At 32.5% G+C, this 26,205-nt stretch carries 26 protein-coding genes; 16 read left to right on the forward strand and 10 right to left on the reverse strand.

All coding sequences use genetic code 11. The features are described 5' to 3' along the window. Nucleotides 1-541 precede the first annotated feature (541 nt). A complete protein-coding gene (locus ACFS3A_RS20025; RefSeq protein WP_379827333.1) occupies nt 542-1,225 on the reverse strand; it encodes a DUF4294 domain-containing protein in 684 nt (227 codons plus the stop codon). 81 nt (nt 1,226-1,306) lie between these two features. Between ACFS3A_RS20025 and ACFS3A_RS20030 the strand changes: the two genes are divergently transcribed. The 6 genes from ACFS3A_RS20030 (at nt 1,307) to ACFS3A_RS20055 (ending at nt 10,030) form a co-directional block, all read left to right on the forward strand. Beyond that, complete coding sequence (locus ACFS3A_RS20030) at nt 1,307-2,395, forward strand: M42 family metallopeptidase (RefSeq protein WP_379827334.1); 1,089 nt, start codon at nt 1,307-1,309, stop codon at nt 2,393-2,395. 65 nt (nt 2,396-2,460) lie between these two features. Next, nucleotides 2,461-3,141 carry a response regulator transcription factor gene (locus ACFS3A_RS20035; protein WP_379827335.1) on the forward strand — a complete coding sequence of 227 codons (681 nt, stop codon included), beginning with the start codon at nt 2,461-2,463 and terminating at the stop codon, nt 3,139-3,141. Next, the gene (locus tag ACFS3A_RS20040; protein WP_379827336.1) at nt 3,138-4,499 is read left to right on the forward strand and encodes a HAMP domain-containing sensor histidine kinase; all 1,362 of its coding nucleotides are present in this window, start codon (nt 3,138-3,140) and stop codon (nt 4,497-4,499) included. Before ACFS3A_RS20035 ends, ACFS3A_RS20040 begins: the two co-directional genes overlap by 4 nt. Nucleotides 4,500-4,582: 83 nt before the next feature. Beyond that, a complete protein-coding gene (locus ACFS3A_RS20045) occupies nt 4,583-5,830 on the forward strand; it encodes a TolC family protein (protein ID WP_379827337.1) in 1,248 nt (415 codons plus the stop codon). A 12-nt stretch (nt 5,831-5,842) separates the two neighbouring features. Beyond that, nucleotides 5,843-6,928 (forward strand): efflux RND transporter periplasmic adaptor subunit, encoded by a 1,086-nt coding sequence (locus ACFS3A_RS20050; protein WP_379827338.1) that lies wholly within the window; start codon nt 5,843-5,845, stop codon nt 6,926-6,928. 3 nt (nt 6,929-6,931) lie between these two features. After that, nucleotides 6,932-10,030: an efflux RND transporter permease subunit gene (locus ACFS3A_RS20055; protein WP_379827339.1), complete on the forward strand. Its 3,099-nt coding sequence runs from the start codon at nt 6,932-6,934 to the stop codon at nt 10,028-10,030. A gap of 162 nt (nt 10,031-10,192) precedes the next feature. On the opposite strand, the gene ACFS3A_RS20060 is transcribed toward ACFS3A_RS20055, so the two are convergent. After that, a complete protein-coding gene (locus tag ACFS3A_RS20060; protein ID WP_379827341.1) occupies nt 10,193-10,573 on the reverse strand; it encodes an ankyrin repeat domain-containing protein in 381 nt (126 codons plus the stop codon). Nucleotides 10,574-10,924: 351 nt separating this feature from the next. On the opposite strand from ACFS3A_RS20060, the gene ACFS3A_RS20065 reads away from it, so the two are divergent. Next, entirely contained in the window at nt 10,925-11,461 is a 537-nt protein-coding gene (locus tag ACFS3A_RS20065) for an SRPBCC family protein (protein WP_379827342.1), read from the forward strand. Between the two features lie 70 nt (nt 11,462-11,531). Here ACFS3A_RS20065 and ACFS3A_RS20070 read toward each other — a convergent pair whose 3' ends face one another. The 7 genes from ACFS3A_RS20070 to ACFS3A_RS20100 form a co-directional block, all read right to left on the reverse strand. Beyond that, nucleotides 11,532-11,912, reverse strand: a complete 381-nt coding sequence (locus tag ACFS3A_RS20070) for an ankyrin repeat domain-containing protein (protein ID WP_379827343.1) — start codon at nt 11,910-11,912, stop codon at nt 11,532-11,534. A 183-nt stretch (nt 11,913-12,095) separates the two neighbouring features. Continuing rightward, nucleotides 12,096-13,226, reverse strand: coding sequence for a glycoside hydrolase family 26 protein (locus ACFS3A_RS20075; protein WP_379827344.1), 1,131 nt, complete (start codon nt 13,224-13,226; stop codon nt 12,096-12,098). 33 nt (nt 13,227-13,259) lie between these two features. Continuing rightward, nucleotides 13,260-14,213, reverse strand: a complete 954-nt coding sequence (locus ACFS3A_RS20080; protein WP_379827345.1) for a phosphoribosylaminoimidazolesuccinocarboxamide synthase — start codon at nt 14,211-14,213, stop codon at nt 13,260-13,262. Between the two features lie 133 nt (nt 14,214-14,346). Further along, nucleotides 14,347-15,177 (reverse strand): Cof-type HAD-IIB family hydrolase, encoded by an 831-nt coding sequence (locus ACFS3A_RS20085; RefSeq protein WP_379827346.1) that lies wholly within the window; start codon nt 15,175-15,177, stop codon nt 14,347-14,349. Between the two features lie 140 nt (nt 15,178-15,317). Beyond that, complete coding sequence (locus ACFS3A_RS20090) at nt 15,318-15,680, reverse strand: DUF1801 domain-containing protein (RefSeq protein ID WP_379827347.1); 363 nt, start codon at nt 15,678-15,680, stop codon at nt 15,318-15,320. Beyond that, a complete protein-coding gene (locus ACFS3A_RS20095) occupies nt 15,677-16,066 on the reverse strand; it encodes a c-type cytochrome (protein WP_379827348.1) in 390 nt (129 codons plus the stop codon). Before ACFS3A_RS20095 ends, ACFS3A_RS20090 begins: the two co-directional genes overlap by 4 nt. A 131-nt stretch (nt 16,067-16,197) precedes the next feature. Next, nucleotides 16,198-17,148, reverse strand: a complete 951-nt coding sequence (locus ACFS3A_RS20100; RefSeq protein ID WP_095930014.1) for a PhoH family protein — start codon at nt 17,146-17,148, stop codon at nt 16,198-16,200. 245 nt (nt 17,149-17,393) lie between these two features. Between ACFS3A_RS20100 and ACFS3A_RS20105 the strand changes: the two genes are divergently transcribed. From ACFS3A_RS20105 to ACFS3A_RS20135, 7 genes are all read left to right on the forward strand, one after another. Beyond that, on the forward strand, nt 17,394-18,221 hold the full coding sequence (locus tag ACFS3A_RS20105) for an SAM hydrolase/SAM-dependent halogenase family protein (protein ID WP_379827349.1): 828 nt from the start codon (nt 17,394-17,396) through the stop codon (nt 18,219-18,221). Between the two features lie 306 nt (nt 18,222-18,527). Then, nucleotides 18,528-18,824: a putative quinol monooxygenase gene (locus tag ACFS3A_RS20110; RefSeq protein WP_379827350.1), complete on the forward strand. Its 297-nt coding sequence runs from the start codon at nt 18,528-18,530 to the stop codon at nt 18,822-18,824. A 78-nt stretch (nt 18,825-18,902) separates the two neighbouring features. After that, nucleotides 18,903-19,328, forward strand: coding sequence for a hypothetical protein (locus ACFS3A_RS20115; protein ID WP_379827351.1), 426 nt, complete (start codon nt 18,903-18,905; stop codon nt 19,326-19,328). An 87-nt stretch (nt 19,329-19,415) separates the two neighbouring features. After that, entirely contained in the window at nt 19,416-20,141 is a 726-nt protein-coding gene (gene gldF / locus ACFS3A_RS20120) for a gliding motility-associated ABC transporter permease subunit GldF (protein WP_379827352.1), read from the forward strand. After that, entirely contained in the window at nt 20,141-21,826 is a 1,686-nt protein-coding gene (gene gldG, locus ACFS3A_RS20125) for a gliding motility-associated ABC transporter substrate-binding protein GldG (RefSeq protein WP_379827353.1), read from the forward strand. Before gldF ends, gldG begins: the two co-directional genes overlap by 1 nt. Before the next feature lie 107 nt (nt 21,827-21,933). Beyond that, the gene (gene dnaN / locus ACFS3A_RS20130; protein WP_091498742.1) at nt 21,934-23,052 is read left to right on the forward strand and encodes a DNA polymerase III subunit beta; all 1,119 of its coding nucleotides are present in this window, start codon (nt 21,934-21,936) and stop codon (nt 23,050-23,052) included. 443 nt (nt 23,053-23,495) lie between these two features. Beyond that, the gene (locus tag ACFS3A_RS20135; protein WP_379827354.1) at nt 23,496-24,125 is read left to right on the forward strand and encodes a DsbA family oxidoreductase; all 630 of its coding nucleotides are present in this window, start codon (nt 23,496-23,498) and stop codon (nt 24,123-24,125) included. An 88-nt stretch (nt 24,126-24,213) separates the two neighbouring features. Here the strand turns inward: ACFS3A_RS20135 and ACFS3A_RS20140 are convergent, their stop codons facing one another. Then, entirely contained in the window at nt 24,214-24,345 is a 132-nt protein-coding gene (locus ACFS3A_RS20140) for a hypothetical protein (protein WP_255596598.1), read from the reverse strand. A gap of 201 nt (nt 24,346-24,546) precedes the next feature. On the opposite strand from ACFS3A_RS20140, the gene ACFS3A_RS20145 reads away from it, so the two are divergent. Together ACFS3A_RS20145 and ACFS3A_RS20150 are read left to right on the forward strand one after the other, a co-directional pair. Then, entirely contained in the window at nt 24,547-24,870 is a 324-nt protein-coding gene (locus ACFS3A_RS20145) for a hypothetical protein (protein ID WP_379827355.1), read from the forward strand. A gap of 150 nt (nt 24,871-25,020) precedes the next feature. Beyond that, complete coding sequence (locus ACFS3A_RS20150) at nt 25,021-26,025, forward strand: ligase-associated DNA damage response exonuclease (protein WP_379827356.1); 1,005 nt, start codon at nt 25,021-25,023, stop codon at nt 26,023-26,025. Nucleotides 26,026-26,205: the final 180 nt, after the last annotated feature.

Consider the following 26,205-nt stretch of genomic DNA (forward strand, 5'->3'; position numbering starts at 1 on the left):
GTTGTTGCGGGTGCAAAAGTAGCACCTTTATTCAGTTATACAAGCTTTTTGTCCGCCTTTTTTTGATCTTTTTTCACTCTTTTTCTTAACACTCTCATAACTCGCAGGTTATAATCGAAGTTTTTTCTATCCCTTGTGAGGTTTTTCCTCTTTTGGCTATTGTTTCTCTTGTTTTGCCACCAAGGCACCAAGACGCAAAGCCTTGTTTTCTGCCCTTTTTGATCTCGAAAACACGCAAAGGCGCCGGGTTTTTAATTTCCTTTCTTGTGAAAACGTCTTTTCTTTCCGAAATTCTCTTCTGAAAAATGGTGCCCTAGCCCCGATAGAAGTGGAAATCCTTTTGCTTTTTCCTTTAAAAAGCAAAAGATTGAAACGGATAGCGGGATTTTGCTCCTTATTAATTACAATCTAATATCTTAAATTCAGTTTTCTTACTCTTATTATATAATATACTACATATACATTATATATATATGTATAAAAAAACAAACCCGACAGGTTTTGAAAACCTGTCGGGTTGAGCATCTATTTAGACTAGAAACTATTTTTTATTTAATTCTTTTGCTCTTTCCTGCCATTTACTGGATAAGTCGTCATAATCTACGGGATTCGCTGGTTTTTGATTTGCTAATCGCCCTGACTCAAACGCTCGGACTAAAATAGTTTCTATTAAATAGTCTTCGTTTACATCATAAGGTTTATATTCCGTTTTTAAACTTATGTCAAATAAATTTGCAGTTGTATTAGAAACAAAAGCTTTAAATCCACTTTTTAATGTTTTAATTAATTCATAAGTGGTGATGCCGGTTTGACGGTGAATCAATTTTACCAGAATCTGGCCTTGTTTTCTGGAAAGCTTTTTTAGTCTTTCTTCAAATTCATTATTTAAATAGTCTTCTACTATTTTGAAGTATTTTTTCTTTTCACGATTTGTTTTTAAACGAGCCATCCCGTTATTCAACGCTGTTAATCTGTCAGAAGCTAATCTGGCATAAGGATAAACTTTATAGACTCTGTTTTGAAGAATCTGAAATTGCTTCATTTCTTCGGGATTCATCTTCTCGCCTTTTGAAATAATTATCTCCGGCAATTGGATGGTGTCATTTAAAATAGAGTCTTGTTCTGTTAATATATATCCCATTTGCTGGTTTTCCTTTGGAGTAACCTGGGCATGACACGAAAAGGAAACTAATAGTATAAATAAAATAAAGGTGGTTAATCTCATTGAATCATAATTTAAATGTAAAATTATATATTTATACACAACTCTGATACCAAATTTCTATTTTAGCAAAAAAATATTTTTATGAGCACAAAATCTATCTTAAAAGATACTTCTATAGCATTCTTGGAAAGCTACCTTAATAACGCCTCTCCTACCGGATATGAAAGCGAAGGGCAAAAACTTTGGATGAATTATTTGAAACCTTATGTTGATAATTTTATAACGGATACTTATGGAACTGCTGTAGGTGTAATCAATCCTGATGCTCCTTATAAAGTCGTTATTGAAGGACATGCTGATGAGATTTCATGGTATGTAAACTATATCACCGAAGACGGTCTTATATATGTTATTAGAAATGGTGGTTCAGATCACCAGATCGCTCCTTCTAAGAGAGTCAATATTCATACAAAGAATGGAATTGTTAAAGGTGTTTTCGGATGGCCTGCAATCCATACTCGTTTACGTGATAAAGAAGAAATACCTAAACTAAGTAACATTTTTATCGATTTAGGATGCGAAAATAAAGAACAAGTTGAAGCTTTAGGTGTTCATGTTGGCTGTGTAATTACTTACCCAGACGAATTTATGATTTTAAACGAAAACAAATTTGTTTGTCGTGCTATTGACAACAGAATGGGAGGATTTATGATTGCTGAAGTTGCTCGTTTACTGCATGAAAACAAAAAAGAACTTCCTTTTGGCTTATACATTGTAAATTCTGTTCAGGAAGAGATTGGTCTTCGTGGGGCTGAAATGATTGCACACAGAATAAAACCAAATGTCGCTATTGTAACAGATGTTTGTCACGACACTACTACTCCAATGATAGACAAAAAAGTAGAAGGCGATCTTAAAATGGGTAAAGGACCTGTTATAGGGTATTCTCCGGCAATTCAGAATAAATTACGTGATTTAATTGTAGATACAGCTGCTGAAAATAATATTCCGTTTCAAAGACATGCAACTTCACGTGCTACCGGAACAGATACAGATGCATTTGCTTACAGCAATGGCGGCGTTCCGTCTGCTTTGATTTCGCTTCCTTTACGATACATGCACACTACAGTTGAAATGGTTCATAGAGATGATGTGGAAAACGTTATCAATTTAATTTATGAATCTTTGCTTAAGATTGAAAATAACGAGACTTTCTCTTATTTCAAATAAATCCTATCTTTAATGTAAATCTGACTGAATAAAATTTCAGTCGGATTTACTAATTATACACCGAAATGAAAATATTACTGCTCGAAGACGATTTTACTTTATCTAAAGAAATTTCAACATTCTTTACATCAAAGGGGTTCGAGTGTATTCCATATTACGATGGCTCTTTATTGCTTAAAAAATACTTTCCATACGAATATGATTTAATTGTTCTTGATATTAATGTTCCAGGAATAAACGGAATTGAAGTATGCAAAGGGATTCGGGAAACAGATAAAAAAACACCTATAATTATGCTGACTGCTTTCAGCGAAATTGAAGACAAGTTATCTTCTTTTGACAGCGGTGCAGATGATTATTTGGTAAAACCTTTTCATTTTGATGAACTTTATGCGAGAGTTCAGTCTTTATTAAGAAGAAAAGATGTTCCTCAAATTGTCGAAAACAAGATTACTATAAACGATCTGGAAATTCTTGAAGATGAAATGCAGGTTTTTAGATCTGGAGAAGAAATCAAGCTTACACCAAAAGAATTCAAACTAATCCTTATTCTGGCTCACGCGAAAGGAAAAGTTTTGTCTAAACAATTTATTGCCGAAAAGCTTTGGGATTATCATATCGAAACCAATCAAAATACTATTGAAGTTTACATTAATTTTTTAAGAAAGAAAATTGACAAAGACCACGACACTAAATTAATACGCACAAAGGTAGGTTATGGTTATTATCTAAGCGATCAGGAATGACATTAAAAAATCGAATATCATTGTTAGTCAGTTTACTGTTTACCATCCTTTTTGGATTGGCATCTACAGTGATATTCATTTTGTATTCTAATTATAGAAAAGAAGAATTTCGTGATCGATTAGAAATTAAGGCTTTATCTAACATAAAACTTTTAGTCAACGTTAAACAGGTTGATAATCAGCTTTTAAAAATTATCGATCAAAACTCAATTAATAAATTGTATGATGAAAAAACGCTGGTTTTTGATTCTAATTTTAAATTGATTTACAGTAGTATTGACGATGCGAAAATTAATTGGTCGATTGATGACTTAAAATACTTAAAGAAAAACAAAACATTTTTTAAACAGCAAGGAGATTATGAGGTGTATGGTGTTTTTTATGACACAAATGATAAAGATTTCTACGCCCTGATTTCTGCAACGGACGATTACGGCAAAAAGAAATTACTCTTTTTAAGATACACTTTAATTATATCCTATATTTTCTTCACCTGCCTGTGCTGGGTTATTACTTCTTTTACCGTAAAAAAGGTAATGAACCCGTTGAATGCCTTTCATCAGAAAATAAAAAATATCAACGAGAATAATCTTGATACCCGAATTGAATCTAAAAGCACTAAAAACGAAATTGACTTAATTGCTGATGAGTTCAATTTTATGATGGATCGAATTGAGCTTTCTTATCAAAGACAAAAAGAATTTACTGCACATGCTTCGCACGAGTTAAGAACTCCACTTTCAAGAATGACGTCTCAAATTGAAAATGCTGTTGCCGATCCTGATACGAAACCTAAAAACAAATCTTTCTTAAATGCTATATTGACTGATGTCAATCATTTAAGCGAATTAATCAATTCTTTATTAATTCTGTCTAAAATTGATAACCGAGAAGTTGAAAATCATGAAGTACAACGAATAGATGAGATTTTATTTTCTTCTATTGAAAAAATAAATAAATCTTTCCCCGATTTTGTGATTCTTTTTGAAATGGAGGAAAGTGAAGATCTTGATACTGCACTGGAAATTAAAGGTAATAAAAACCTTCTGGAAATTGCTTTGAGCAATGTCCTTAAAAATGCCTGCGTATATTCAGACAATAAACAAGCTAAAGTAAAAATAAGTACAGATCGTTACCATTTAATAGTATCAGTTTCAAATACCGGAGATACATTAAGTGAAGCAGAACAAAAAAATCTTTTTCAGCCTTTCATGCGTGGTAAAAACTCTAAAGGAACTTCGGGCTTTGGACTTGGATTAAGAATTGTTCAACGAATACTAACACTGCATAAAGCAAACATAACTTACTCAGTAACAAATATTAATACGAATTTATTTCAGTTATTTTTTAATTTATAAATAATTTTAAGCTATTTTTAAGGTAGATTTTAAGGTCTCTTAAAGCCTGTTGATAGCATATTTGTATAATTAAAAATGATACAATGAAAAAGTTATTCGCATTGCTGTTATTTGCACTTCTCAATCAAGCTGCAATAGCTCAAAAATCGGTCACACTTCTGGACTGTGAAAGTCAATTCTTAAAAAAGAATCTTTTTTTACTGGCATCTCAATATAATATAGATGCGTCGAAAGCACTAACTATTCAGGCTCGAATCTGGGACAACCCTACTCTCTCGGCCGAATTGAATGCATACAACCCCGAGCGAGATAAGTATTTTGATATCGGAAAAGAAGGTCAAAAAGTTTTTGCCATTGAGCAACTCATTTATCTTGGCGGAAAAAAACGTAATGAAGTGAAACTGGCTCAAACCAATGAAAAGCTGGCCGAGCTTCAGTTTAATGATTTACTGCGTACACTAAAACTGCAATTGCGTAAAAGCTTTTACACTGTGTATTACAACAGTAAGAATCTTGAAAATACAGATAAGCAATTAGTTCATATTGAAAACTTAATTAATTCTTATTCTATTCAGGCTCAAAAAGGAAATATTCCTTTAAAAGATGTTGTCCGTTTGCAATCGTTATATCTTAATTTCAAAAATGAAAGATTAGAAGTAATCAACAACAATATAGAGGAGCAAGCGAATTTAAAATTGCTTTTGAATGAAACTGAAAATGTAGTTCCTGTTGTCAGCAAAGATGATTCTAATAAATATTTAAAAGTTATCGATTTTGATCTTAAAAGTTTTGAAGAACAGGCTATAGCTAATCGTCCGGATTATTTAGCCAAACAAAAAGAAATCGACGCTAATGAATTGAATGTTAAATTACAAAAATCACTTTCAATTCCAGACATCACACTTGGTGCAAATTACGATCAAAGAAGTGGTGCTTTTAATAATGAAGCGAATCTGACTGTTGGTATTCCTTTACCGCTTTGGAATCAGAATAAAGGAAACATTAAGTATGCAAAAACAGTTTTGGAGCAGTCTAAAATTGAGAAACAAAACTTTGAATTACAACTGAAAACAGAAATTACTTCAGCGTGGACCAAGTGGGATGAATCTCGTCAAAATTATGTTGTTATTAAACCAACTGTAAATGCAGATTTTGAAGCTGTTTACAATGGCATGCTTACCAACTTTCAGAAACGAAATGTAAGTCTTTTAGAATTTACCGATTTTATGGAAAGCTACAATCAAGCTATAATTCAGTTAAACGAATTGAAGAAAAAAGTTGTAATAGCAGGCGAAGAATTAAATAGTACCATCAACAAAGATTTATTTTAAAAAGACATAAAAATGAAACATACATTATTCATAGGAATCGCAATTGTAAGTCTATCACTGGCAAGCTGCAAAAAAGAAGTAGAAAATCCAGAAACAAATACATCTTTTGTATTAAGTGACGCTATGCTGAAAACTACAACTACCGCTGAGGCTCAAACGCAGCCATTAAAAAACGAACTTAGTTTTTACGGAAAAATTACAGCTGATAATAATAAAATGATCGACGTTTACCCTTTGGTTGGAGGAAATGTAATGAAAGTAAATGTTGAGCTTGGCGATTATGTTAAAAAAGGACAAGTTCTTGCTACTATAAAAAGCACAGATGTGGCAGATTTTGAAAAGCAATCAATCGATGCTAAAAGTGATTTATTAGTAGCCAAAAACAATTTAAAAGTAGCTCAGGAATTATTTGATGGTAAATTGAATTCTGAAAGTGATGTTCTTCAGGCAAAATCGGAAGTAAATAAGGCACAGTCACAATTAAGCAAAATTCAGGAAACTTATAAAATCTACAACATCAAAGCAGGATCTATTTATGAAGTGACGGCTCCGATAAGTGGTTTTATTATTCAAAAAAGTATCAATCAGGATATGCTTTTACGTAACGACCGTTCTGAAAACATTTTTGATATTGCAGAAATCAGCGAGGTTTGGGCAATGGCAAACATTAACGAAATTGATATCAATAAAGTAAAATTAGGAACAAGTGCTTCTGTTACTACGTTGAGTTATCCGGATAAAACATTTCATGGAAAAGTAGATAAAATCTACAATGTAATCGATCCGGAAACTAAAGCAATGCAGGCAAGAATCAAATTAAGCAATCCAGATTATATGCTTAAACCGGATATGAATGCTAACATAAAATTGTCATTCAACGAAAATCAATCTATGATAGCTGTACCTAGTAAAGCCATTGTATTTGATAAAAGTAAAAACTTTGTTGTGGTATTTAAAGACCGTAATAATATAGAAACAAGACAAGTTGAAGTGTATAGAGTTGTTGGAGATACTACTTATCTTTCAAGTGGTTTGAAAGAAAACGAAAAAGTAATCACAAACAATCAGCTATTTATTTATGGTGCTTTAAACAACTAAGACATGAACAAATTCATAAAAAATATTATTGCTTTTTCTTTAAAGAATAAAGCATTTACCTTCTTTTGGGTTGGATTATTGGCTGTTGCAGGATTTATTTCGTTCAAAAACATGCCTATCGACGCTTTTCCTGATGTTACCAATACACAGATTATTATTATTACGCAGTGGAATGGAAAAAGTGCTGAGGAAGTAGAACGTTTTGTTACCTCGCCTATTGAAATTGCGATGAACTCTGTTCAGAAAAAAACAAGTGTTCGAAGCATTACGATGTTTGGATTATCAGTAATCAAAATCATTTTTGATGATGGTGTAGATGATACTTTTGCGCGTTTTCAGGTTAATAATTTATTAAAGAACGTTTCGCTTCCTGATGATGTTGAACCGGACGTGCAACCACCTTACGGACCAACTGGAGAAATCTTCAGATATATTGTAAAAAGTAATAGCAGAGACAGTCGTGAATTATTGACTTACCAAAATTGGGTAATTGACAAACAACTTCGTTCTCTTCCTGGAGTTGCAGATTTAAACGTTTTTGGTGGTCAGACCAAAACTTATGAAGTTGGTGTTGATCCAATCAAACTGGCTAAATATAACATTACGCCTTTACAAGTTTACAATGCTGTTAATGCAGGAAACTTAAACGTTGGTGGTGATGTAATCGAGAAAAACGGACAAGCTTTTGTCGTTCGTGGTGTTGGATTATTAAAATCTAAAGAAGATATCGGAAATATTATCGTTGATGATGCCGGAGGAAACCCGATTTTGGTTAAAAATCTAGCTGATGTTTACGAAAGTTCGATGCCCAGAGTAGGACAAACCGGTATTGGAAATAATGACGACGCTGTAGAAGGAATTGTAGTAATGCGAAAAGGCGAGAATCCACAGGAAACTCTTGCCTTGATAAAAGCAAAAATTAAAGACCTAAACGATAATGTTCTTCCTAAAGACATTAAAATTGAGACTTTTTATGATCGTGATAATTTAATGAATTTCACGACCGAAACCGTAATGCATAACTTATTTGAAGGTATTATTCTGGTTACTGTTGTTGTATTCCTTTTTATGGCCGACTGGCGAACCACTTTTACGGTTTCGATTGTAATTCCGCTTTCCTTATTATTTGCATTCTTGTGCCTGAAAATGATGGGAATGAGCGCCAACTTATTGAGTTTAGGTGCAGTCGACTTCGGGATTATTATTGATGGTGCTGTGGTAATGGTCGAAGGTTTGTTTGTGGTTCTGGATCATCGGGCACACCAATTAGGGATGGAAAAATTCAATAAAATTGCAAAAGGAAGCTTAATCAAGAAAACCGGAACAGAAATGGGTAAAGCTATTTTCTTTTCAAAACTGATTATCATTACAGCTTTGCTTCCAATTTTCTCATTCCAAAAAGTAGAAGGAAAAATGTTTTCTCCTCTAGCCTTTACATTAGGGTTTGCATTATTAGGAGCGCTTATTTTTACTCTGACTTTAGTTCCTGTTCTTTCACATATTTTATTAAATAAAAATGTAAAAGAAAAACATAACCCGTTTGTGAACTTTTGGGATCGAATTGTTTCTAAAGGTTTTGCCTGGACATTTAAACATAAAGTACAAACCTTAATTGCTTCAATTGGATTATTAGCAGCCGTTTTCTTTTCTGCTGGTTTCTTAGGAACCGAATTTTTACCCCAATTAAATGAAGGTGCCTTATGGGTTACAGCAGAATTACCAATGAGTACTTCATTGCCTGAAAGTGTTAAAACTGCCGCAATGATTAGAAAAGATCTTGAAAGTTTTCCGGAAGTTAAAAATGTATTATCTCAAACTGGTAGAAGCAATGACGGAACTGATCCGAATGGATTTGGGTTTATCCAGCTTCAGGTTGATTTAAAACCAAAAGCCGAGTGGACACGTAAAATTTCTATGGATGACCTGATTAATGAAATGGATACTAAACTAAAAGTTCATCAGGGGATTACCTACAATTACTCGCAGCCAGTAATTGACAATGTTGCTGAATCTGTTGCTGGATTTAAGGCTTCTAATGCAGTTAAAATTTATGGAGACGATTTAAACAAATTAGATCAACTTGCTAATGAAGTTTTAGCTCAAATTAAGGATATTCCGGGTATTAAAGATGCTGGTATTTTGCGAAATGTTGGGCAACCAGAAATTAGTGTAATCCTGGATCGTGAAAAAATGGCTGCTTATGGTGTAACATTAAGTGATGCTCAGGCTGTTTTAGAATTAGCATTTGGAGGAAAAACTGCAACCGAAAAGTATGAAGATGAAAAGAAATTTGACGTTCGTGTTCGTTTTTCAAAAGAATACAGAAAAGATGAAAAAGATTTGGAGGAAATTAAAGTTCCAACAATAAGCGGAATCAAAATTCCTTTAAAAGAAATCTGCGACATTAAAACCATTACCGGACCAGCATTTATTTACAGAGACAATACGAAACGTTTTATTGGGGTTAAATTTTCTGTTCGTGATCGTGATTTGGGTAGTACAATTGCAGAAGCACAGTCAAAAGTAAATAAATTAAAACTTCCTGCCGGCTACACAACCGGGTGGACAGGAGAATTTGAAAATCAGGTTCGTGCCAGTGCCCGTCTGGCTCAAGTTGTACCAATCAGTTTAATTGGAATTTTTGTTCTTTTATTCATCTTGTTCGGAAACTTTAAAGATTCTCTTTTGGTTTTAGCCAATGTTCCTTTTGCAATTATCGGAGGAATTATTGCACTCCATATTACAGGAATGAATTTTGGAATTTCCGCCGGAGTTGGATTTATTGCTCTTTTAGGAATTTGTATTCAGAATGGGGTAATTCTAATATCAGAATTTCATCATAATCTAAAAGCAAAATTCACACTCGAAGAATCTATTTTTATGGGAGTTAAAGCCAGAACAAGAGCTGTTGTAATGACTGCCTTAATGGCTTCAATCGGATTATTGCCTGCTGCAATTTCTACAGGAATTGGTTCTGAATCTCAAAAACCACTCGCGATTGTTATTATTGGTGGTTTAATGACAGCGACTGTTTTAACCTTATTGGTATTCCCTATTTTATTCTGGGTATTCAACAGAAAAAAACATGTCCCAATAGAATAAAGATTTATTTTTTTAGTTTTTTAAATCAAATTGTTGGATTTAAAAGTGGGAAGCATCATTCTTTGTAATGATGCTTTTCTATTTTATAAAAACAAAAAAAATGACCTTTTGCTCAGAAAGGTCATTTTATACTAACTCAAAACTTTTTAAACTGTATTCTTTTTATCTCAATTCTTTCAAAATTGAAATTGCTTCTGAAGCATTTGATAATTCAGCATATTTTAATGCAGTGTATCCTTTTTCATTTTTTATATTTGGTCTAGCACCATTTGCCAATAAAACTTTAAGGATTTCACATTTGTTATAACGTGCTGCAATCATTAAAGGAGTCAAATCTTCAGACATCTGATTTACATCTGCTCCGTATTCAATAAACTTTTTAACCGTTTCTAAATCTCCTTTACTAATAGCTACATTTAAAGGATTTGCTGCATAACCAGTATATTCAACCGGATTTTTAACAGTTGAAACTCCGTTTGAAGCCACTGCCACATTTCCAAATGCAACTAAGGCCAGTCCTAAATAAATAATTGATTTTTTCATAATAATTGATTGTTGTTAAATGATTGATGATGATTTTTATTTCCATGTAAAAATAATTATTATTTTGTATTATGTATTACAAAGTACTATGTTTTAACTAACTCTTAACGATTACTTAATGAATACATAATTTACTCGCTATAACATTATAAATTTCATGGTTTTGATATAATAGACGCCAAAAAATATAAAATGTTACAATTCACCATAAAAAAAATTAAAATTTATTTTTAATACTTGTAAAAGGCTTGTGTAAAAGCAAATTAGAATTCTTTAACTTTACTGTAAGAATAAAACTGTTATAGTTTCAAATCTAGAAAAAATTAAAAAACTAACTTAAAACCAGTAAATATGCTTATTATTAAAAGAATTCTTATCATCTTAATTTTGATTATTTCTATCATCCTAATTGCAGCTTATTTTATGCCTAAAGAATATGCTGTTGAAAGAGAAATTACAATTAATAAACCTGTTGATAGTGTTTTTAATTATGTTAAATCATTAAAAAATCAAAACGAATTTAGTGTTTGGGCAAATATGGATCCCAAAATGAAGGTAAATTACAAGGGGATTGATGGTGCTGTTGGCTCAATCTCTTCCTGGGAAAGTAATGTAAAAGAGGTTGGTGTCGGCGAACAGGAAATTACTAAAGTAATAGAAAACAAACGTATAGATTTTGCTCTCCGTTTTAAAAAACCAATGGAAGATACCGCTGTCGGATTTATGTCTACAGAATCTGTTTCTAATAATCAGACGAAAGTAAAATGGGGGATCAGTGGTGTAATTCCTTATCCAACAAATATTATGCTTCCTATGTTAAAAATGGATCAAATGATTGGAAATGATTTACAAAAAGGCCTTGAAAACTTAAAAGATAAAATGGAATAATATTTTTGATAAAGAAAAAAGCATCACTCAATTTAGAATGATGCTTTTTTCTATGTCAGAAAAATGCAATTCACTTTAACCCTTTTAAAATGGCTATCGATTCGTCTGCTTTTGCATATTTTGCATAATCCAATGCTCTAAATCCCTGCTCATTTTCAATAGACGGTTTTGCCCCATTAGCTAATAAAATTTTTACGATTTCCACATGATTGTAACGTGCTGCCAGCATTAAAGGCGTCATGTTTCGAATAACCTTATTCACATCTGCGCCATATTCAATAATTTTTTTTACACTTTCAAAATCTCCTTTGCATACAGCTACGTGTAAGGGAGATGATAAGTAAGTTGAAATTTCAATTTGATCTTTAATTGCTGGCTTTTGATTAGAAGCCATTGCGAAATTTGTAAATACGACTAAAGCCATTCCTAAGATAATAACTGTTTTTTTCATGATTGATTGTTTGTTAAATTGATTGATGATTGTGATGATTTATTATTAGACGCATCTACGTGGTAAAACGTTGCATTAAAAGTGTAAAAAAATGATAAAAACCCTAAGATATCAGGAATTAACAAAAAAACGCGACTCAAATAATTGAATCGCGCCTTTTATATCGTAAAATTTGTATTATTCTTAGTCTAACTTCTTATTATAAATGTCTTTTAAATCCTTTTCAAACAAAGTAAAAGGATCGTCATAAAACCTTACAAAATCTCTTTCACTCACCTGCCCCGGAAATGGAGCGTAATAATGCGTGGGACTTGTACTGTCATTTCTCCAAACCAAGACGTAAGCTAATTTTAAATCGTTAGTTTTCAATGTTTTTAACAAAACCTCGGTCCACCATTTTTCATTTGGAACAGACTCTAAACCTGTTTCTGTAAAGGCGGCTAATTTTTTCTTTTTTTTACCTAAATCAGAAATTATTTCCAGTTTCTTTAAACCAGATTCCAAATCATACTTTCCGTCACGACCAAAATCGCCGTAATTATCCATTCCAAAAAGATCAACAAACTTGTCGCCCGGATAACGTTCTAAATATTCAGATTCCGAATTAAACTGATTATCGGGAGAAAATGCATAAATAAAATTATGCACACCTAAAGTATCTTTTAAATAGGAAACGGTAAACTGCCATACGGCAATAAAATCTTCACGAGCTGTATGCGACTTTCCCCACCAAAACCAATCACCGTCAAATTCGTGAAACGGTCTGAAAATCATTGGAGCAAGTGTTCCATTTTTTGCTTTAACAGAATTTGCAAAGTCGGCAATCGTTTTTAAAATTTCTTTATATTGCTCATGATGAGAACCTCCAGGCTTAATCAAAGCCATTGATGCAGTCGAAACTCCTTCTTTCCAATAAAATCCACCCTCAGAAGCCGGATTATTAAAATGCCAAGAAACTGTGGTAATCCCGCCTCTTTTGTAGGTATCAACTACAATTTTCCTTAAATTTTGTTTAGCTTTTTCTGTTTGCACTTTAGATTGTCCGGAAAAATCACTAAAATCTATTCCGATTACGGCAGGATGTGAACCGGTCACAGATTTTACATCCGATCTATTTGGTTCATTGCTCCATCCGTGTCCATACTCAAGCGCGTGTTGATGGCCAAAAAGAATATTTCTTATAGAAAGAATATTTAGATTATAGTATAAATTCTTCGTCTCTTTTGTGGCCTTTTTATCAATTTGTGCAAAAAGAAAATGCCCTGCTGTAATACATACAAATAACAGGACATTTTTATTGGTTATAATTTTCATGGTTTAAATAGTTAGTTTTAAACCCGAAAATTACTATTTAGAAGCTAAGTAAGCTAATACGTTTTTTTCAATACGTTGATCAATATTATCAATATCAGCTTTAACGAATTTTTCTCCTAAAATATTCTCGTATAATTCGATATATCTTTCAGAAACAGACTCAATATATTCGTCTGTCATATTTGGAATCTGCTGTCCTTCTTGTCCCTGAAAACCATTTTCAATTAACCAGCGACGAACAAATTCTTTAGAAAGTTGTTTTTGCTCCTCTCCTTTTTCTTGTCTTTCTGCATAACCTTCAGCATAAAAATAACGAGATGAATCTGGAGTATGAATCTCATCAATTAAAACAATAACGCCATCTTTAGTTTTTCCGAATTCATATTTAGTATCCACTAAAATCAAACCTCTTTGAGCCGCGATTTCAGTTCCTCTTTGAAATAAAGCGCGTGTATATTTTTCTAAAACTAAATAATCTTCTTCAGAAACAATTCCTTTAGCTAAAATGTCTTCGCGAGAAATATCTTCGTCATGTGAACCGTTATCCGCTTTTGTAGTTGGAGTAATAATTGGCTCCGGAAATTTATCATTTTCTTTTAAACCTTCAGCCATAGCAACACCGCAGATTTGTTTTCTACCAGCAGAATATTCACGAGCAGCATGTCCTGACAAATAACCGCGAATTACCATTTCTACTTTAAAAGGCTCGCATAAATGTCCAACAGCAACGTTTGGATCTGGAGTAGCAATCAGCCAGTTTGGAACAATATCTTGCGTTAATTCCATAAATTTAGTAGCAATCTGATTTAAGATTTGTCCTTTGTATGGAATTCCTTTTGGCAAAACTACATCAAAAGCCGAAAGTCTGTCGGTTGCTACCATTACCAAAAGTTCGTCGTTAATATTATAAACTTCTCTAACTTTTCCACGGTAAACTGATTTCTGATTCGGGAAATTAAAATTTGTAGTTGTGATTGTATTGCTCATTTTGTTGTGTTGTTTTTTATGAATGCAAATTTAAAATTATTTCAGAGAGTTACACCATGAAATTTTAAGATTCAGAAATAAAAAAATCCCTAAACAGAATATTTAGGGATTTTCATTTAAATACAATTCTAAATTAACTTGAAGCTAATTCTTTATCTAAAATTTTAGATGCGATGTATTTTGCTACACCATCTTCAGCATTAGTTTTAATAACTTCCAAATCAGGTAAAGCATCTTTTAAAATTGAAGGCGCATTCCCCATAATTAATCCTCGTCCAGTTGCAGACAACATTTGCAAATCATTAAAACCATCTCCAAACGAAACAGCGTCTTCCATAGCAAATCCTTCTTTTTCTAATACTTTTGCTATAGCAACCGCTTTATCTACAGACTTATCCATAAACTCTAAACAAGTTGGTAAACTAAAAGCATGATGTAAATGCTCTGAAGAATTGGCTAAAACTGCATCTCTCACTTTTACCAATTTTTCGTGATTATCGCATGAAAAGAAGATTTTTATCGCTTTAAAGTCTTCAATAGTTTTGTAGTCAACTAATTCCGGACGGTATTTTAATTCGGCTTGAAACGAATTTAACCTTTCATTCCATTTATTCGTCTGCCAAACATTCTCTTTAAATAATACAACCGTAACATCTGGATCGATTTCTATATTTAACGCTGCTTTTACCACATCGCTATCCAAGTTAAAAGCAAAAAGTTCTTCTTTGTTTGGCGAATGAATTCTTCCTCCGTTAGAACTTACTAAATAAACCGGCACTGCAAGTGTTTCGATAATAGCCATCGCATCAAGATGATGACGTCCTGTAGCTACAACAATCAAATAACCCTGATTATGAAGTTCCTGAAAAATTGATTTAGTGTAATCTGAAATTCTGTGTTGTGGGTTGAGTAAAGTTCCGTCAAGGTCACTTACTACCACTTTTATATTTTTAAGTTTTGTCATATTTAAGTATCAAATATCGATGATATGCAAATTTAAGGTTTTAAGCTCGTTTAGACAAAGTTTACAAGCTTTGAAAGCTAAAATTGAGGGAAGTTTATTATTTATTTAACTATTCCGTTAAATATTGCTTTAAAATTAATTTAAACCTTAACAATTCCTGTTTTGTATAAATTTATGGCTTTTTGAATTATCATTTCAATTTGCTCTAAAGGTAAATCTTTTTTAGAATCGAGTATAAAAATTTTCATTCTGGAACGATTTTCCTGAATAAGAAAAACTTCGTCAAAATGCTTTCCTTCTACAATTCCGATATAAGGCTGTTTGAGTTTTTTATGAATCCATAGATAACAGAACATCTTTTCTTTATAACAAAAGAATGGCATTCCGTATTTTAAAACATTTCTAATGTCCTTATCTTGTTTCAAAATGATTTCTTTTAATGCGAGAAATATCCCTTTTATAGGTTCTTTCTGGTTTAGGTAGAAATCATCGAGTTGTTTCATTTTTTCAAATAATATAATATCGCTTTAACTTCTCTATCATTAAAGTCAAAATCATGAATATAGGAATTCTGATTTGACCAATCTTTCAATGCTAAAGCCTCTTTATTTCCATGCTTTAATAAACTATCTTGTTTTGTAATAAAATCAATAAAGAATCTTTCACTTCTTTCTTGATTTCTAACAGAATTTTCTAAAAAATTATCTTTAGCATCTTTGCCTGCATGACAGTTTACACAATTTTTATAATAATATTTTTTTCCAATGTTTTCCAACAAAATTCCACTCCTTTGTAAAGCAAGATCTTCATAAAATTTGTTCTTTTCTATTTCTTTCTTTTTACAGGAAATAAAACTCATCAATAGAAGAAAACTAAAAATTCTAATCATTGCAAATTTTTATAGTTACTAAAAAAATATTCGTTTTGCATTTTTCTAAAAGAAAACATACAAAACGAATACTACTAAATGTTAAAACACAATTCACGATTTACATTTAACATTTCAATAAAATTTTATAATTAATCGTGATTCTCAATTTGTTTATAAGCGTCAATTACTTTTTTCACTAATCTGTGGCGAACGATATCTTTATCATCCAGATAAATAATTCCAATACCGTCAATATCTTTCAAAACCAAAATGGCTTCTTTAAGACCAGAAATAGTTCTTCTTGGTAAATCAACCTGTCCAGGATCACCCGTAATCATAAATTTGGCATTTTTTCCCATACGGGTCAAAAACATTTTCATTTGTGAATGGGTTGTGTTTTGCGCTTCATCAAGGATTACAAAGGCATTATCAAGCGTTCGTCCACGCATAAATGCCAGCGGTGCAATCTGAATAATTCCTTTTAAGATGTAATCTTCGAGTTTTTCGTTTGGAAGCATGTCACGCAGCGCGTCATAGAGTGGCTGCATATAAGGATCCAGTTTTTCTTTCATATCTCCGGGAAGAAATCCAAGGTTTTCTCCGGCTTCAACCGCGGGACGTGTCAGAATAATCCTTTTTACTTCTTTATCCTTTAGCATTTTAACCGCCATAGCAACACCGGTATATGTTTTTCCGGTTCCGGCAGGACCAATTGCAAAGACCATATCATTTTTCTTAATGGTATCAACAAGTAATTGTTGATTTGGTGTCATCGCTTTGATAATCTTACCACCAACACCATGAACTAAGATTTTGTCATGATCGTATGCTCTTTTCTCTTCTTGGCCATCACTCATAATAACACGTTCAATTACATTGTCGTCGATATTATTATAACGAGTGAAATGAAGCATTAATCTTTGAAATCTTTTTTCGAATTCGTCTAAAACTTCTTTTTCGCCAAATGCTTTTAAAGTTGTCCCTCGTGCTACGATTTTAAGCTTTGGGTAATACTTTTTAATGATTTCTAAATGGCTGTCCTGCGCGCCCCAAAACTCTTTTGGAGCAATATCTACTAGCTCGATTATTCTTTCGTTCAAATGAAGTTCTTTTTAAATTAAATAATTCAGTTATTATTTTTAAGAGTTGTCGGGTTCTTTTTTTATAAGTAATAGTTTCCAGTTTTAACCAAACGGAAAACTTATACTTGTATTACAGCAACTTAATTTTTAAAACACAATTTGTCTTTTCTTTCTTTCAATTTGTGTTTACTATTATTAGCTTTGCATTTCTCAAATTTAATGAAAATTAGATTTAAATACTATCAATAGTTATAAACAAAAATATGTCAATAATTACCCTTACTACAGACTACGGCTTAAAAGATCACTTTGTGGGGTCGCTGAAGGGTAAAATACTTTCTGAAAATCCAGAGGTTCAAATCATTGACATTTCTCATGACATTGATCCCTTTAATACTGCTGAGGCAAGTTATATCATTGGCGCTTCTTATTTGAGTTTCCCAAAAGGTACAGTTCACCTTATTGGCGTTGACATTGAACGTAATAAAGAGAATCAGCACATCGCCATGCAATGGAACGATCACTACTTTATTTGTGCCGATAATGGAATTTTAAGTATGCTAACGCAGAAAATTGTTCCTCAAAAAATTGTGGCTATCAATATTCACGATCGTTTTCCGATTGAAGCTACAGATTTGGATATTTTTATTCAGGTTGCTTCCCATTTATCTAAAGGCGGTTTATTGAATGTAATCGGAAAAGAAATTACTGCAATAAAAGAAGCCACCGAACTACAACCTGTTGTAGCAGATGACGGAAATTCTGTAAAAGGTAACATTATTTATATTGACCATTTTGGAAATGTTGTCACTAATATTTCTAAAAAACAATTCTTAGAAATTTCTCGTGGGCGACCTTATGAAATTGTGATGAAACCGAAAAGCATCAAAACAATTTTACCCAATTATTCGGCTATTGCAACTTCTGATAAATATCCAATTAAAACCTATGAAGGAGAAAAACTGGCTATTTTTAATGAAGCCGGATTTCTTGAAATTGCTATTTTCAGAAGTAATCCTTCCAAAGTTGGTTCTGCAAATAGTTTGTTAGGATTGAATTATCGTGATGTTATTACGATTAAATTCTCTTAAATTAATTTTAGATATTAGACTTTAAATTAATTCTCTCGCAGATTTTACTGATTGTTCAGATTATTCACTGCATCATAAACATAGCCCATGGTTTCAACCATGGGAAACGTATTGTAATATTGCATGCGTCCCCGTGGTTGAAACCACGGGCTATATTTTAAATATCTTTGGCATCAGAGTTATAGAAAACATACTTTTATAATATTTCATTTTTTATTTAAAACAACAATCAATTTTGGTATTTTTGCGCACCTGAATAGCTTTTAGACGATCTAAAATCTAAATTCAGAAATCTAAAATAATAAGATGTTTGTCCGAATAGTAAAAATGAGTTTTCACGAAGAAAAAATTCCTGATTTTTTGGAGAATTTTGAATCTGTGAAAGATAAAATACGAAATGCAGAAGGAAATCGTTTTTTAGAATTGTATCAGGATAAAAATGACAAATGCATCTTTTTCACTTACAGCTATTGGGAAACCGAAGAAGATTTGGAAAATTACAAAAATTCTGAGCTTTTTAATACCGTTTGGGATTTTACAAAGAAATTATTCAATGCCAAACCAGAAGCTTGGAGTGTGGATAAATTAGTCAGCCTGACTTAATTCATCTAGGTCTTACACTAAATCTAAAAAACAGGAAAGAGTTCGTTGAATAAACAAATTTTAAAAGACAAAAAAAACATGCCTTTAATCAGATGTTCGGCTCAAAAAAACAGGTCACTTGAAGAATTCTATACGGAATGGGCTCAATCAGATAATAATATATCTGCTGCTTTAGGGGAATCAATGCTTAAAATTATTGATTTTATAAACCAGACATTTACCCAAACAATGCTTTTTGGCTTAACATCTCATGCCCATCTTTTATTATATCCTGAAGATGATGACAGTTCTGATCCCTATTTTGTTATTATTTCAAATAGTGATGAATACTGGATTGAATACAAAATGCCGGAAAAAACAAAACCATGGAAAAATGCAATGATTAAAGGTGCAACTAAATCTTTTGAAGAATTTAAAAGCTTTATTGTGATTGCCATGTCTGAAAGCGAAGGCTGGCAGGAAAGTAATGAAGTCCAAAATTTATACAGACAAATTAAGAAATAATATTCCAAAGAAAAGCTTTTAAGTTCTAAGTTTGCAAAGTCAACTTGAAACCTGAAACAAGAAAAACTTGAAACAAAAATAAAACGAATGAAATCAATCATTTTAAGAGAAATAAAATCCTTTTTTGGCTCTCCGATCGGCTATTTGGTCATTGCGATTTTCTTAATCAGCAACGGACTATTTTTATGGGTATTCGAAGGAGATTACAACATCCTAAACTCAGGTTATGCTGATTTGACTCCATTTTTCACTTTAGCACCGTGGATTTTAATATTCTTAATTCCGGCCGTAACGATGAGAAGTTTCTCTGACGAAAAAAAACAAGGAACTTTAGAGTTATTACTAACTAAACCTTTGTCAATCTGGGAAATTGTAAACGGTAAATTTTTTGGTTCATTTTTACTGATTATTTTAGCGATTATTCCAACTTTGATTTATGTTAAAGTAATTTCAGATTTAGGTTCGCCAGAAGGCAACATCGATATGGGAAGCACAATTGGCTCTTATTTCGGATTATTGTTTTTAATTGCTTCTTACTCCGCAATTGGAATCTTTACCTCTACCCTTTCAGAAAATCAGATTGTGGCTTTTATCCTTGCTGTTTTCTTATGTTTTTTCCTTTATTTTGGTTTTGAAGGTTTGGCTTCTCTTTTTTCTGATTCTAATAGTTTGATCTCTGTTTTTGGAATGCAAAACCACTTTAAAAGTATGAGCCGAGGTGTTATTGACACACGAGATGTAATTTACTTTTTAAGCATTACTATCGCTTTTCTATCTTTTACTGTTTATCAATTAAAATCTTTTAAAGCGTAATGAAAGCATCTACTAAGCAAAATTTAAAAACATTAGGCATCACTATACTTATTTTAGTGGTTTTAAATGTACTTGGAACTTTATTTTTTCAGCGTTTTGATTTAACGAAAGACAAACGTTATACTTTATCATCAACTTCGTTAGGTATTGTAAAACAAGTTCAGAATCCATTATCAATCAAAATTTATATGGCTGGCGAACTTCCGGCTGATTTTAGACGTTTACAACAGGAAACCAAACAATTACTGGAAGAATTTCAGGCTTATAACAAAAATATAGTTTTCGAATTTGTTGATCCTTTAGAAAACGAAGAAGAAAGCGACGAGCTGACAAAATCGCTTTTTCAAAAAGGCTTAACTCCTGTAAACATTACGGTTGATGACAAAGGAAAACAATCACAGGCAATGGTTTTTCCTTGGGCAATTGCAGTTTATAATGGTAAAGAAGTGAATATTCCGTTATTAAAAAATATAATGGGATCTTCGACTACACAAAAAGTAATTGGTTCTATTCAGCATTTAGAATATTCTATTGCAGATGCTATCAACAAAGTGACTAAAACCAAACAGAAAAAGGTTGCGATAATAAAAGGAAATGGTGAACTAAGAGAAAGGCACATTGCGCAAATGCTGAAACAGATTCATGAAAGCTACCTAATTGGCCCTTTCACATTAGACTCCGTTGCTAAAAATCCGAATGCTACTTTAAATGAATTGAAGAAATACGATTTAGCCATTGTTGCAAAACCAACTGAAAAATTCTCAGACGAAGAAAAAGAAGTTCTGGATCAGTTTATTATGAATGGTGGAAAAACACTTTGGTTAATTGATCAGGTTGCTGCCGATATGGATAGTTTATACAATGATGCGGGCGCAACTTTAGCTTATCCGAGAGATTTAAACCTAAATGATATGTTTTTCAAATATGGTTTTAGAATTAATCCTGATTTGATAAAAGACGAACAAGGAACTCCAATAAAACTGGCAACCGGCGAGCAAGGAAGTGCAACACAATATCAGGATTTTGTATGGAAATTTGCGCCACAGGTTTTCCCGACAAGTCAACATCCGATTGTAAAAAATCTGGGCGGAATTAAATTTGATTTTGCCAATCCAATTGATACTTTGAAAAACGGAATCAAAAAAACGGTTTTATTACAGTCTTCTCAATATTCCAAAACTATTGGTTCTCCTGCAGAAATCAGCCTGAATATGGTAACGGAGAAAACAACTCCACAGGATTATTTAAATAAAGGAAATCAGAATTTGGCTGTTTTATTAGAAGGAAACTTCCACTCTGCTTTTGAGAATAGAGTTTTGCCTTTCAAAGACAATTCTTTTACCTCAAAAGGAAAACCAAATAAAATGATTGTTGTTGCTGATGGAGATATTGCCAGAAACCAATTAGACAAAAACAGAATGCCCGTAGAATTAGGCTACGATCAACGAACAGGAAATCTTTATGACAATAAAGACTTTATTATGAATTGTATTAATTATCTGTTGGATGACACTGGACTTATTAACATTAGAAGTAAAGATGTCGAACTGCCTTTATTAGACAAAGAAAAAGTTTATGAAAGTTACAGCATAACCCAATTCATAACTATCGGAGTTCCAATTCTAATTTTATTGGTTTTCGGACTTGTTTTTACCTTTTTGAGAAAAAGAAGATACAGCAAGTAGATGTTAATAAAAAAATGTAATACTTTGGATAGTTTAAGATATATTTGTAATCCGTATATTTAGCCCTTTATTTGCTAAAGCATCCATCAAAAAATAAAATAAAACAGATGAAATTTATAGTATCGAGTTCGTACTTATTAAAACAATTACAAGTTTTAGGTAGTGTAATTAACAGTAACAATACGTTACCAATTTTAGACAACTTTTTATTTGAACTAAACAATAATGAGTTAACAGTTTCGGCTTCAGATCTTGAAACGACTATGTCGGCTACATTATCAATCGATTCTACAAGTAAAGGAAGTGTTGCTGTACCAGCGAAACTTTTGCTTGAAATTTTAAAAACTTTCCCTGAGCAACCGTTAACTTTTACTGTTGAAGATAACAACACAGTAGAAATTAGTTCTAACTCAGGTAAATATGCATTAGCTTACGCAGCTGGGGAAGAATTTCCAAAAGCAGTAAGTCTTGAAGATCCATCTGTAACTTTAGTTCCTGCTGAAGTTTTAGCAACAGCGGTAAGCAAAACTATTTTTGCTGCCGGAAATGATGATTTACGTCCGGTAATGTCTGGGGTTTTCTTCCAGTTTTCACCAGAAGGATTAATCTTCGTAGCTACAGATGCTCATAAATTGGTAAAATATTCACGTACAGACGTAAAAGCTTCTCAGGTTGCTGATTTTATTATGCCTAAAAAGCCTTTAAATATCTTAAAAAGTATTTTAGGTTCTTCTGATGCTGAAGTAAAAATTGAATACAACGATTCAAATGCGACTTTCTCATTTGATAATTATATCTTAATGTGTCGTTTAATCGACGGGAAATACCCTAACTACGAAGCGGTAATTCCAAAAGAAAATCCAAACAAATTAATGATTGACCGTTCTTTATTTTTAAGTTCTGTTAAACGTGTTGCGATTTTCTCTAACAAAACTACACACCAAATTCGTTTGAAAATTGCCGGAGCAGAATTAAATGTTTCTGCCGAAGATATCGATTACTCAAACAAAGCAGAAGAAAGATTGACTTGTGATTATCAGGGAGATGACCTTCAAATTGGTTTTAACTCTCGTTTCTTAACTGAGATGTTAACAAACCTACAATCTGACATGATCATGCTAGAAATGTCATTGCCAAACAGAGCTGGTATTTTAACTCCAGTTGATGGTTTAGAAGAAGGAGAAACTGTTACTATGTTAGTAATGCCTGTAATGTTAAATAGTTAACATTAAAGTTTCTTTCTGTTACAGGGATATTTTTTAGTTTAAAATAAAAGATATATCATTGTAAAAAAAAGATATCGCTATTAACCAACCATTTTTTATACCTAGAAACCGCAATTCCCATAAAGAGTTGCGGTTTTTTATTTGGGGTTAATTTTGTTTCGGGTTTCAGGTTTCAGGTTTCAGGTTTCACGTTGATATACTTTGTGTAGATTTTTTACGCAAAGAACGCAAGGTTTTTTTGATTTAGATTTTTCATATAAAACGCTAAGTTCGCAAAGCTTTGTGTTGAACTTTGCGTCTTTGCGAGATATTTCACCAAGCTAAAAAATGCTTAGCGAACTTTGCGCAAACCTTAGCGCCTTTGCGGTAAAAAAACACAAAGCATATCAACGTGAAACCTGAAACATAAAACTTGAAACAACAATTTTCCGTATCTTTGTAATATGAAAATAGAAATTTGGTCGGACATCATGTGTCCGTTTTGTTATATCGGAAAAAGACAGTTGGAAACAGCGCTTGCAGTGTTTCCTAACAACGAATTTGAAATCGAATGGAAAAGCTTTCAGCTGGATCCTACTATTACTTCTCAACCTGACATGGACGTTTACACGTTTTTAGCAGAAAGAAAAGGCATGTCTATTGAACAATCTAAAGAAATGCATAAAGGAGTTGCAGAACGTGCTAAAAGTGTTGGTTTAGATTATAATTTTGACAAAGCGGTTATTTCTAATTCTTTAAACGCTCACAGAATTATTCAATTGGCTAAAACCAAAAATATGGGCGATCGAATGGAAGAAATTTTCTTCAAAGCTTATTTTAGTGATGGCGAAGATTTAAACAATGGTCAGACTTTAATTAAATTAGGAATTCAGGCAGGTTTAGATGAAAATGAAATTAGAGAAGTACTGGAAAGCGAAACTTTATTTATCAAAGAAGTAGAATCGGATATTAAAGAAGCTGGTGAAATTGGAGTTCAAGGCGTTCCGTTTTTTGTTTTTGATCGTAAATATGCTGTTTCTGGTGCTCAGCCAATTGAAACTTTTGTAAAAACAATTCAGGAAGTTCTGAAATAAATTAAAAATACTCAAAAAACGTAAAAGCGTGCTGTCTACATTTAGACAGCACGCTTTTATTATTTAGTCTATTATATAAACTAAAAAATTAATGTCCAGCTCTACCTTTTGAATCTGTTGATTTTGTTGTAGTGCTTTTTCCTCTAGAACCAGAAGTTGATTTTTGAGTTTTTCCAGAATCTTTCATTCCAGATTTCGAATCTTTTCTTGAAGTTTCCATGATATATAATTTTTTAAATTATTGATATACAAAGTTGGAAAATACTAGCTCATCTTTTTTACAGGATTATATCTGATTATTATAAAATAAGAATAAACAAATCATGTAAGATTAAAATTAAATCCTATAATCTTTTTAATCTTCTAATTTTCAAATTTGTATATATCAAAAGTTGAATTTATTTAATTTAAAAGAGCAGTTATGAAAACAATTGGCAACAACTTAGATTCTGCAAAATTTAATGATTTTAAATGCAGTAAACCTGATCATATAGACACAGCTCATGAAAATGAAGCAATGGATGAAGAATTTACTACTGGACAAAATTCTGACACCAGTACTTATAGAAATGATTTCAATTCGTTTACTGATGATTCTTACGAAATCATAGAAAGCGGTTTAAATATTGCCGAAGATAACACGCCCTTTTCAACTTATGATGAAGCCAATCCTTATGACAGTTATAATCTGGATCATGAGGATGAAAAATACAACTGCATCAATTACAAAAATTTCGAACATTAAAATCAGGAATCATTATGTCATCAAAATATAAATATTCGTATGCAATGCTCCATTTTATAAACGTCTTTACGTTTGTCTTGAGTATTTCGTTGATTACTTATCTTGTAATGGCCACAAGATAGTAAAACTATAATTATGTAATTCTAGAAGATGAATCCACCATTACTACAATTTAACGATAAAGGCATTTATTGTCAGCAGGCTGATGTTTATCTTGATCCCTGGAGACCTGTTAAAAATGCCATTATTACGCACGGTCATTCTGATCATGCCAGATGGGGACATCAAAATTACATTACGCATCATACCAATGTGCCTATTATAAAATACCGTCTTGGCGATATTAATGTTACCGGAAAAGACTGGAATGAAACGTTTACTATAAATGGCGTGAAATTTTCTTTTCATCCTGCAGGACATATTATTGGTTCTGCTCAAATAAAAGTAGAATACAAAGGAGAAATCTGGGTATTTACAGGAGATTACAAAACAGAAGATGATGGAATTTCAGTACCTTATGAAGTAGTGAAATGTCACTCGTTTATTACCGAATGCACTTTCGGACTTCCTGCATTTAAATGGGAACCGCAAGCTGATGTAATGACGGAAATAAATAATTGGTGGGCTGAAAATCGCGCAGAAGGAAAAACTTCAGTTCTCTTTGGATATTCTTTAGGAAAAGCACAACGATTATTAAAATATCTCGATCCCCATATTGGAACAATTTACACGCATGGTGCAATCGAAAACATGACTGAAATTATTCGTCCCTTAATTGATTTACCTCCAACAATACGAGTGAATACAGAAACAAAAAAAGAAGATTTATTAGGAAACATTGTAATTGCCCCACCAAGCGCACACGGAAGTACCTGGATTAGAAGAATGACTCCTTTTGTAACAGGTTCTGCAAGTGGCTGGATGGCTTTTCGCGGAGCAAGACGAAGACGCGCCGTTGACCGTGGTTTTGTTCTAAGCGATCATTGCGACTGGACAGGTTTATTAGAAAGTATCAAAGCTACCGGCGCAGAAAGAGTGATTTGTACGCACGGATATTCGGACATATTTTCAAAATACCTTAGAGAATTGGGTTACGATGCCAGAACTGCAAACACACAATATGAAGGAGAAACCAATGATACTGATGAAAGTTAGGGAAGTTAGAAGTTAAGAGTCAAACGTTATGCGATACTTTAAAAGTTGTAAGTTAAACGTTGTTCGATGTCTAACTCCTCCCCATAACCCATAACCCATAACCCATAACCCATAACCCATAACCCATAACCCATAACCCATAACCCATAACCCATAACCCATAACCCATAACCCATAACC

It is taken from the genome of Flavobacterium notoginsengisoli, from assembly GCF_042686225.1.
Classification (GTDB): Bacteria; Bacteroidota; Bacteroidia; order Flavobacteriales; family Flavobacteriaceae; genus Flavobacterium; species Flavobacterium notoginsengisoli.

What these genes read in the sequence shown, in the direction of transcription:
- ACFS3A_RS20025 (WP_379827333.1), bottom strand. Translation starts at nt 1,225, where the DNA reads ATGAGATTAACCACCTTTATTTTATTTATACTATTAGTTTCCTTTTCG.
- ACFS3A_RS20030 (WP_379827334.1), top strand. Translation starts at nt 1,307, where the DNA reads ATGAGCACAAAATCTATCTTAAAAGATACTTCTATAGCATTCTTGGAA.
- ACFS3A_RS20035 (WP_379827335.1), top strand. Translation starts at nt 2,461, where the DNA reads ATGAAAATATTACTGCTCGAAGACGATTTTACTTTATCTAAAGAAATT.
- ACFS3A_RS20040 (WP_379827336.1), top strand. Translation starts at nt 3,138, where the DNA reads ATGACATTAAAAAATCGAATATCATTGTTAGTCAGTTTACTGTTTACC.
- ACFS3A_RS20045 (WP_379827337.1), top strand. Translation starts at nt 4,583, where the DNA reads ATGAAAAAGTTATTCGCATTGCTGTTATTTGCACTTCTCAATCAAGCT.
- ACFS3A_RS20050 (WP_379827338.1), top strand. Translation starts at nt 5,843, where the DNA reads ATGAAACATACATTATTCATAGGAATCGCAATTGTAAGTCTATCACTG.
- ACFS3A_RS20055 (WP_379827339.1), top strand. Translation starts at nt 6,932, where the DNA reads ATGAACAAATTCATAAAAAATATTATTGCTTTTTCTTTAAAGAATAAA.
- ACFS3A_RS20060 (WP_379827341.1), bottom strand. Translation starts at nt 10,573, where the DNA reads ATGAAAAAATCAATTATTTATTTAGGACTGGCCTTAGTTGCATTTGGA.
- ACFS3A_RS20065 (WP_379827342.1), top strand. Translation starts at nt 10,925, where the DNA reads ATGCTTATTATTAAAAGAATTCTTATCATCTTAATTTTGATTATTTCT.
- ACFS3A_RS20070 (WP_379827343.1), bottom strand. Translation starts at nt 11,912, where the DNA reads ATGAAAAAAACAGTTATTATCTTAGGAATGGCTTTAGTCGTATTTACA.
- ACFS3A_RS20075 (WP_379827344.1), bottom strand. Translation starts at nt 13,226, where the DNA reads ATGAAAATTATAACCAATAAAAATGTCCTGTTATTTGTATGTATTACA.
- ACFS3A_RS20080 (WP_379827345.1), bottom strand. Translation starts at nt 14,213, where the DNA reads ATGAGCAATACAATCACAACTACAAATTTTAATTTCCCGAATCAGAAA.
- ACFS3A_RS20085 (WP_379827346.1), bottom strand. Translation starts at nt 15,177, where the DNA reads ATGACAAAACTTAAAAATATAAAAGTGGTAGTAAGTGACCTTGACGGA.
- ACFS3A_RS20090 (WP_379827347.1), bottom strand. Translation starts at nt 15,680, where the DNA reads ATGAAACAACTCGATGATTTCTACCTAAACCAGAAAGAACCTATAAAA.
- ACFS3A_RS20095 (WP_379827348.1), bottom strand. Translation starts at nt 16,066, where the DNA reads ATGATTAGAATTTTTAGTTTTCTTCTATTGATGAGTTTTATTTCCTGT.
- ACFS3A_RS20105 (WP_379827349.1), top strand. Translation starts at nt 17,394, where the DNA reads ATGTCAATAATTACCCTTACTACAGACTACGGCTTAAAAGATCACTTT.
- ACFS3A_RS20110 (WP_379827350.1), top strand. Translation starts at nt 18,528, where the DNA reads ATGTTTGTCCGAATAGTAAAAATGAGTTTTCACGAAGAAAAAATTCCT.
- ACFS3A_RS20115 (WP_379827351.1), top strand. Translation starts at nt 18,903, where the DNA reads ATGCCTTTAATCAGATGTTCGGCTCAAAAAAACAGGTCACTTGAAGAA.
- gldF (WP_379827352.1), top strand. Translation starts at nt 19,416, where the DNA reads ATGAAATCAATCATTTTAAGAGAAATAAAATCCTTTTTTGGCTCTCCG.
- gldG (WP_379827353.1), top strand. Translation starts at nt 20,141, where the DNA reads ATGAAAGCATCTACTAAGCAAAATTTAAAAACATTAGGCATCACTATA.
- dnaN (WP_091498742.1), top strand. Translation starts at nt 21,934, where the DNA reads ATGAAATTTATAGTATCGAGTTCGTACTTATTAAAACAATTACAAGTT.
- ACFS3A_RS20135 (WP_379827354.1), top strand. Translation starts at nt 23,496, where the DNA reads ATGAAAATAGAAATTTGGTCGGACATCATGTGTCCGTTTTGTTATATC.
- ACFS3A_RS20140 (WP_255596598.1), bottom strand. Translation starts at nt 24,345, where the DNA reads ATGGAAACTTCAAGAAAAGATTCGAAATCTGGAATGAAAGATTCTGGA.
- ACFS3A_RS20145 (WP_379827355.1), top strand. Translation starts at nt 24,547, where the DNA reads ATGAAAACAATTGGCAACAACTTAGATTCTGCAAAATTTAATGATTTT.
- ACFS3A_RS20150 (WP_379827356.1), top strand. Translation starts at nt 25,021, where the DNA reads ATGAATCCACCATTACTACAATTTAACGATAAAGGCATTTATTGTCAG.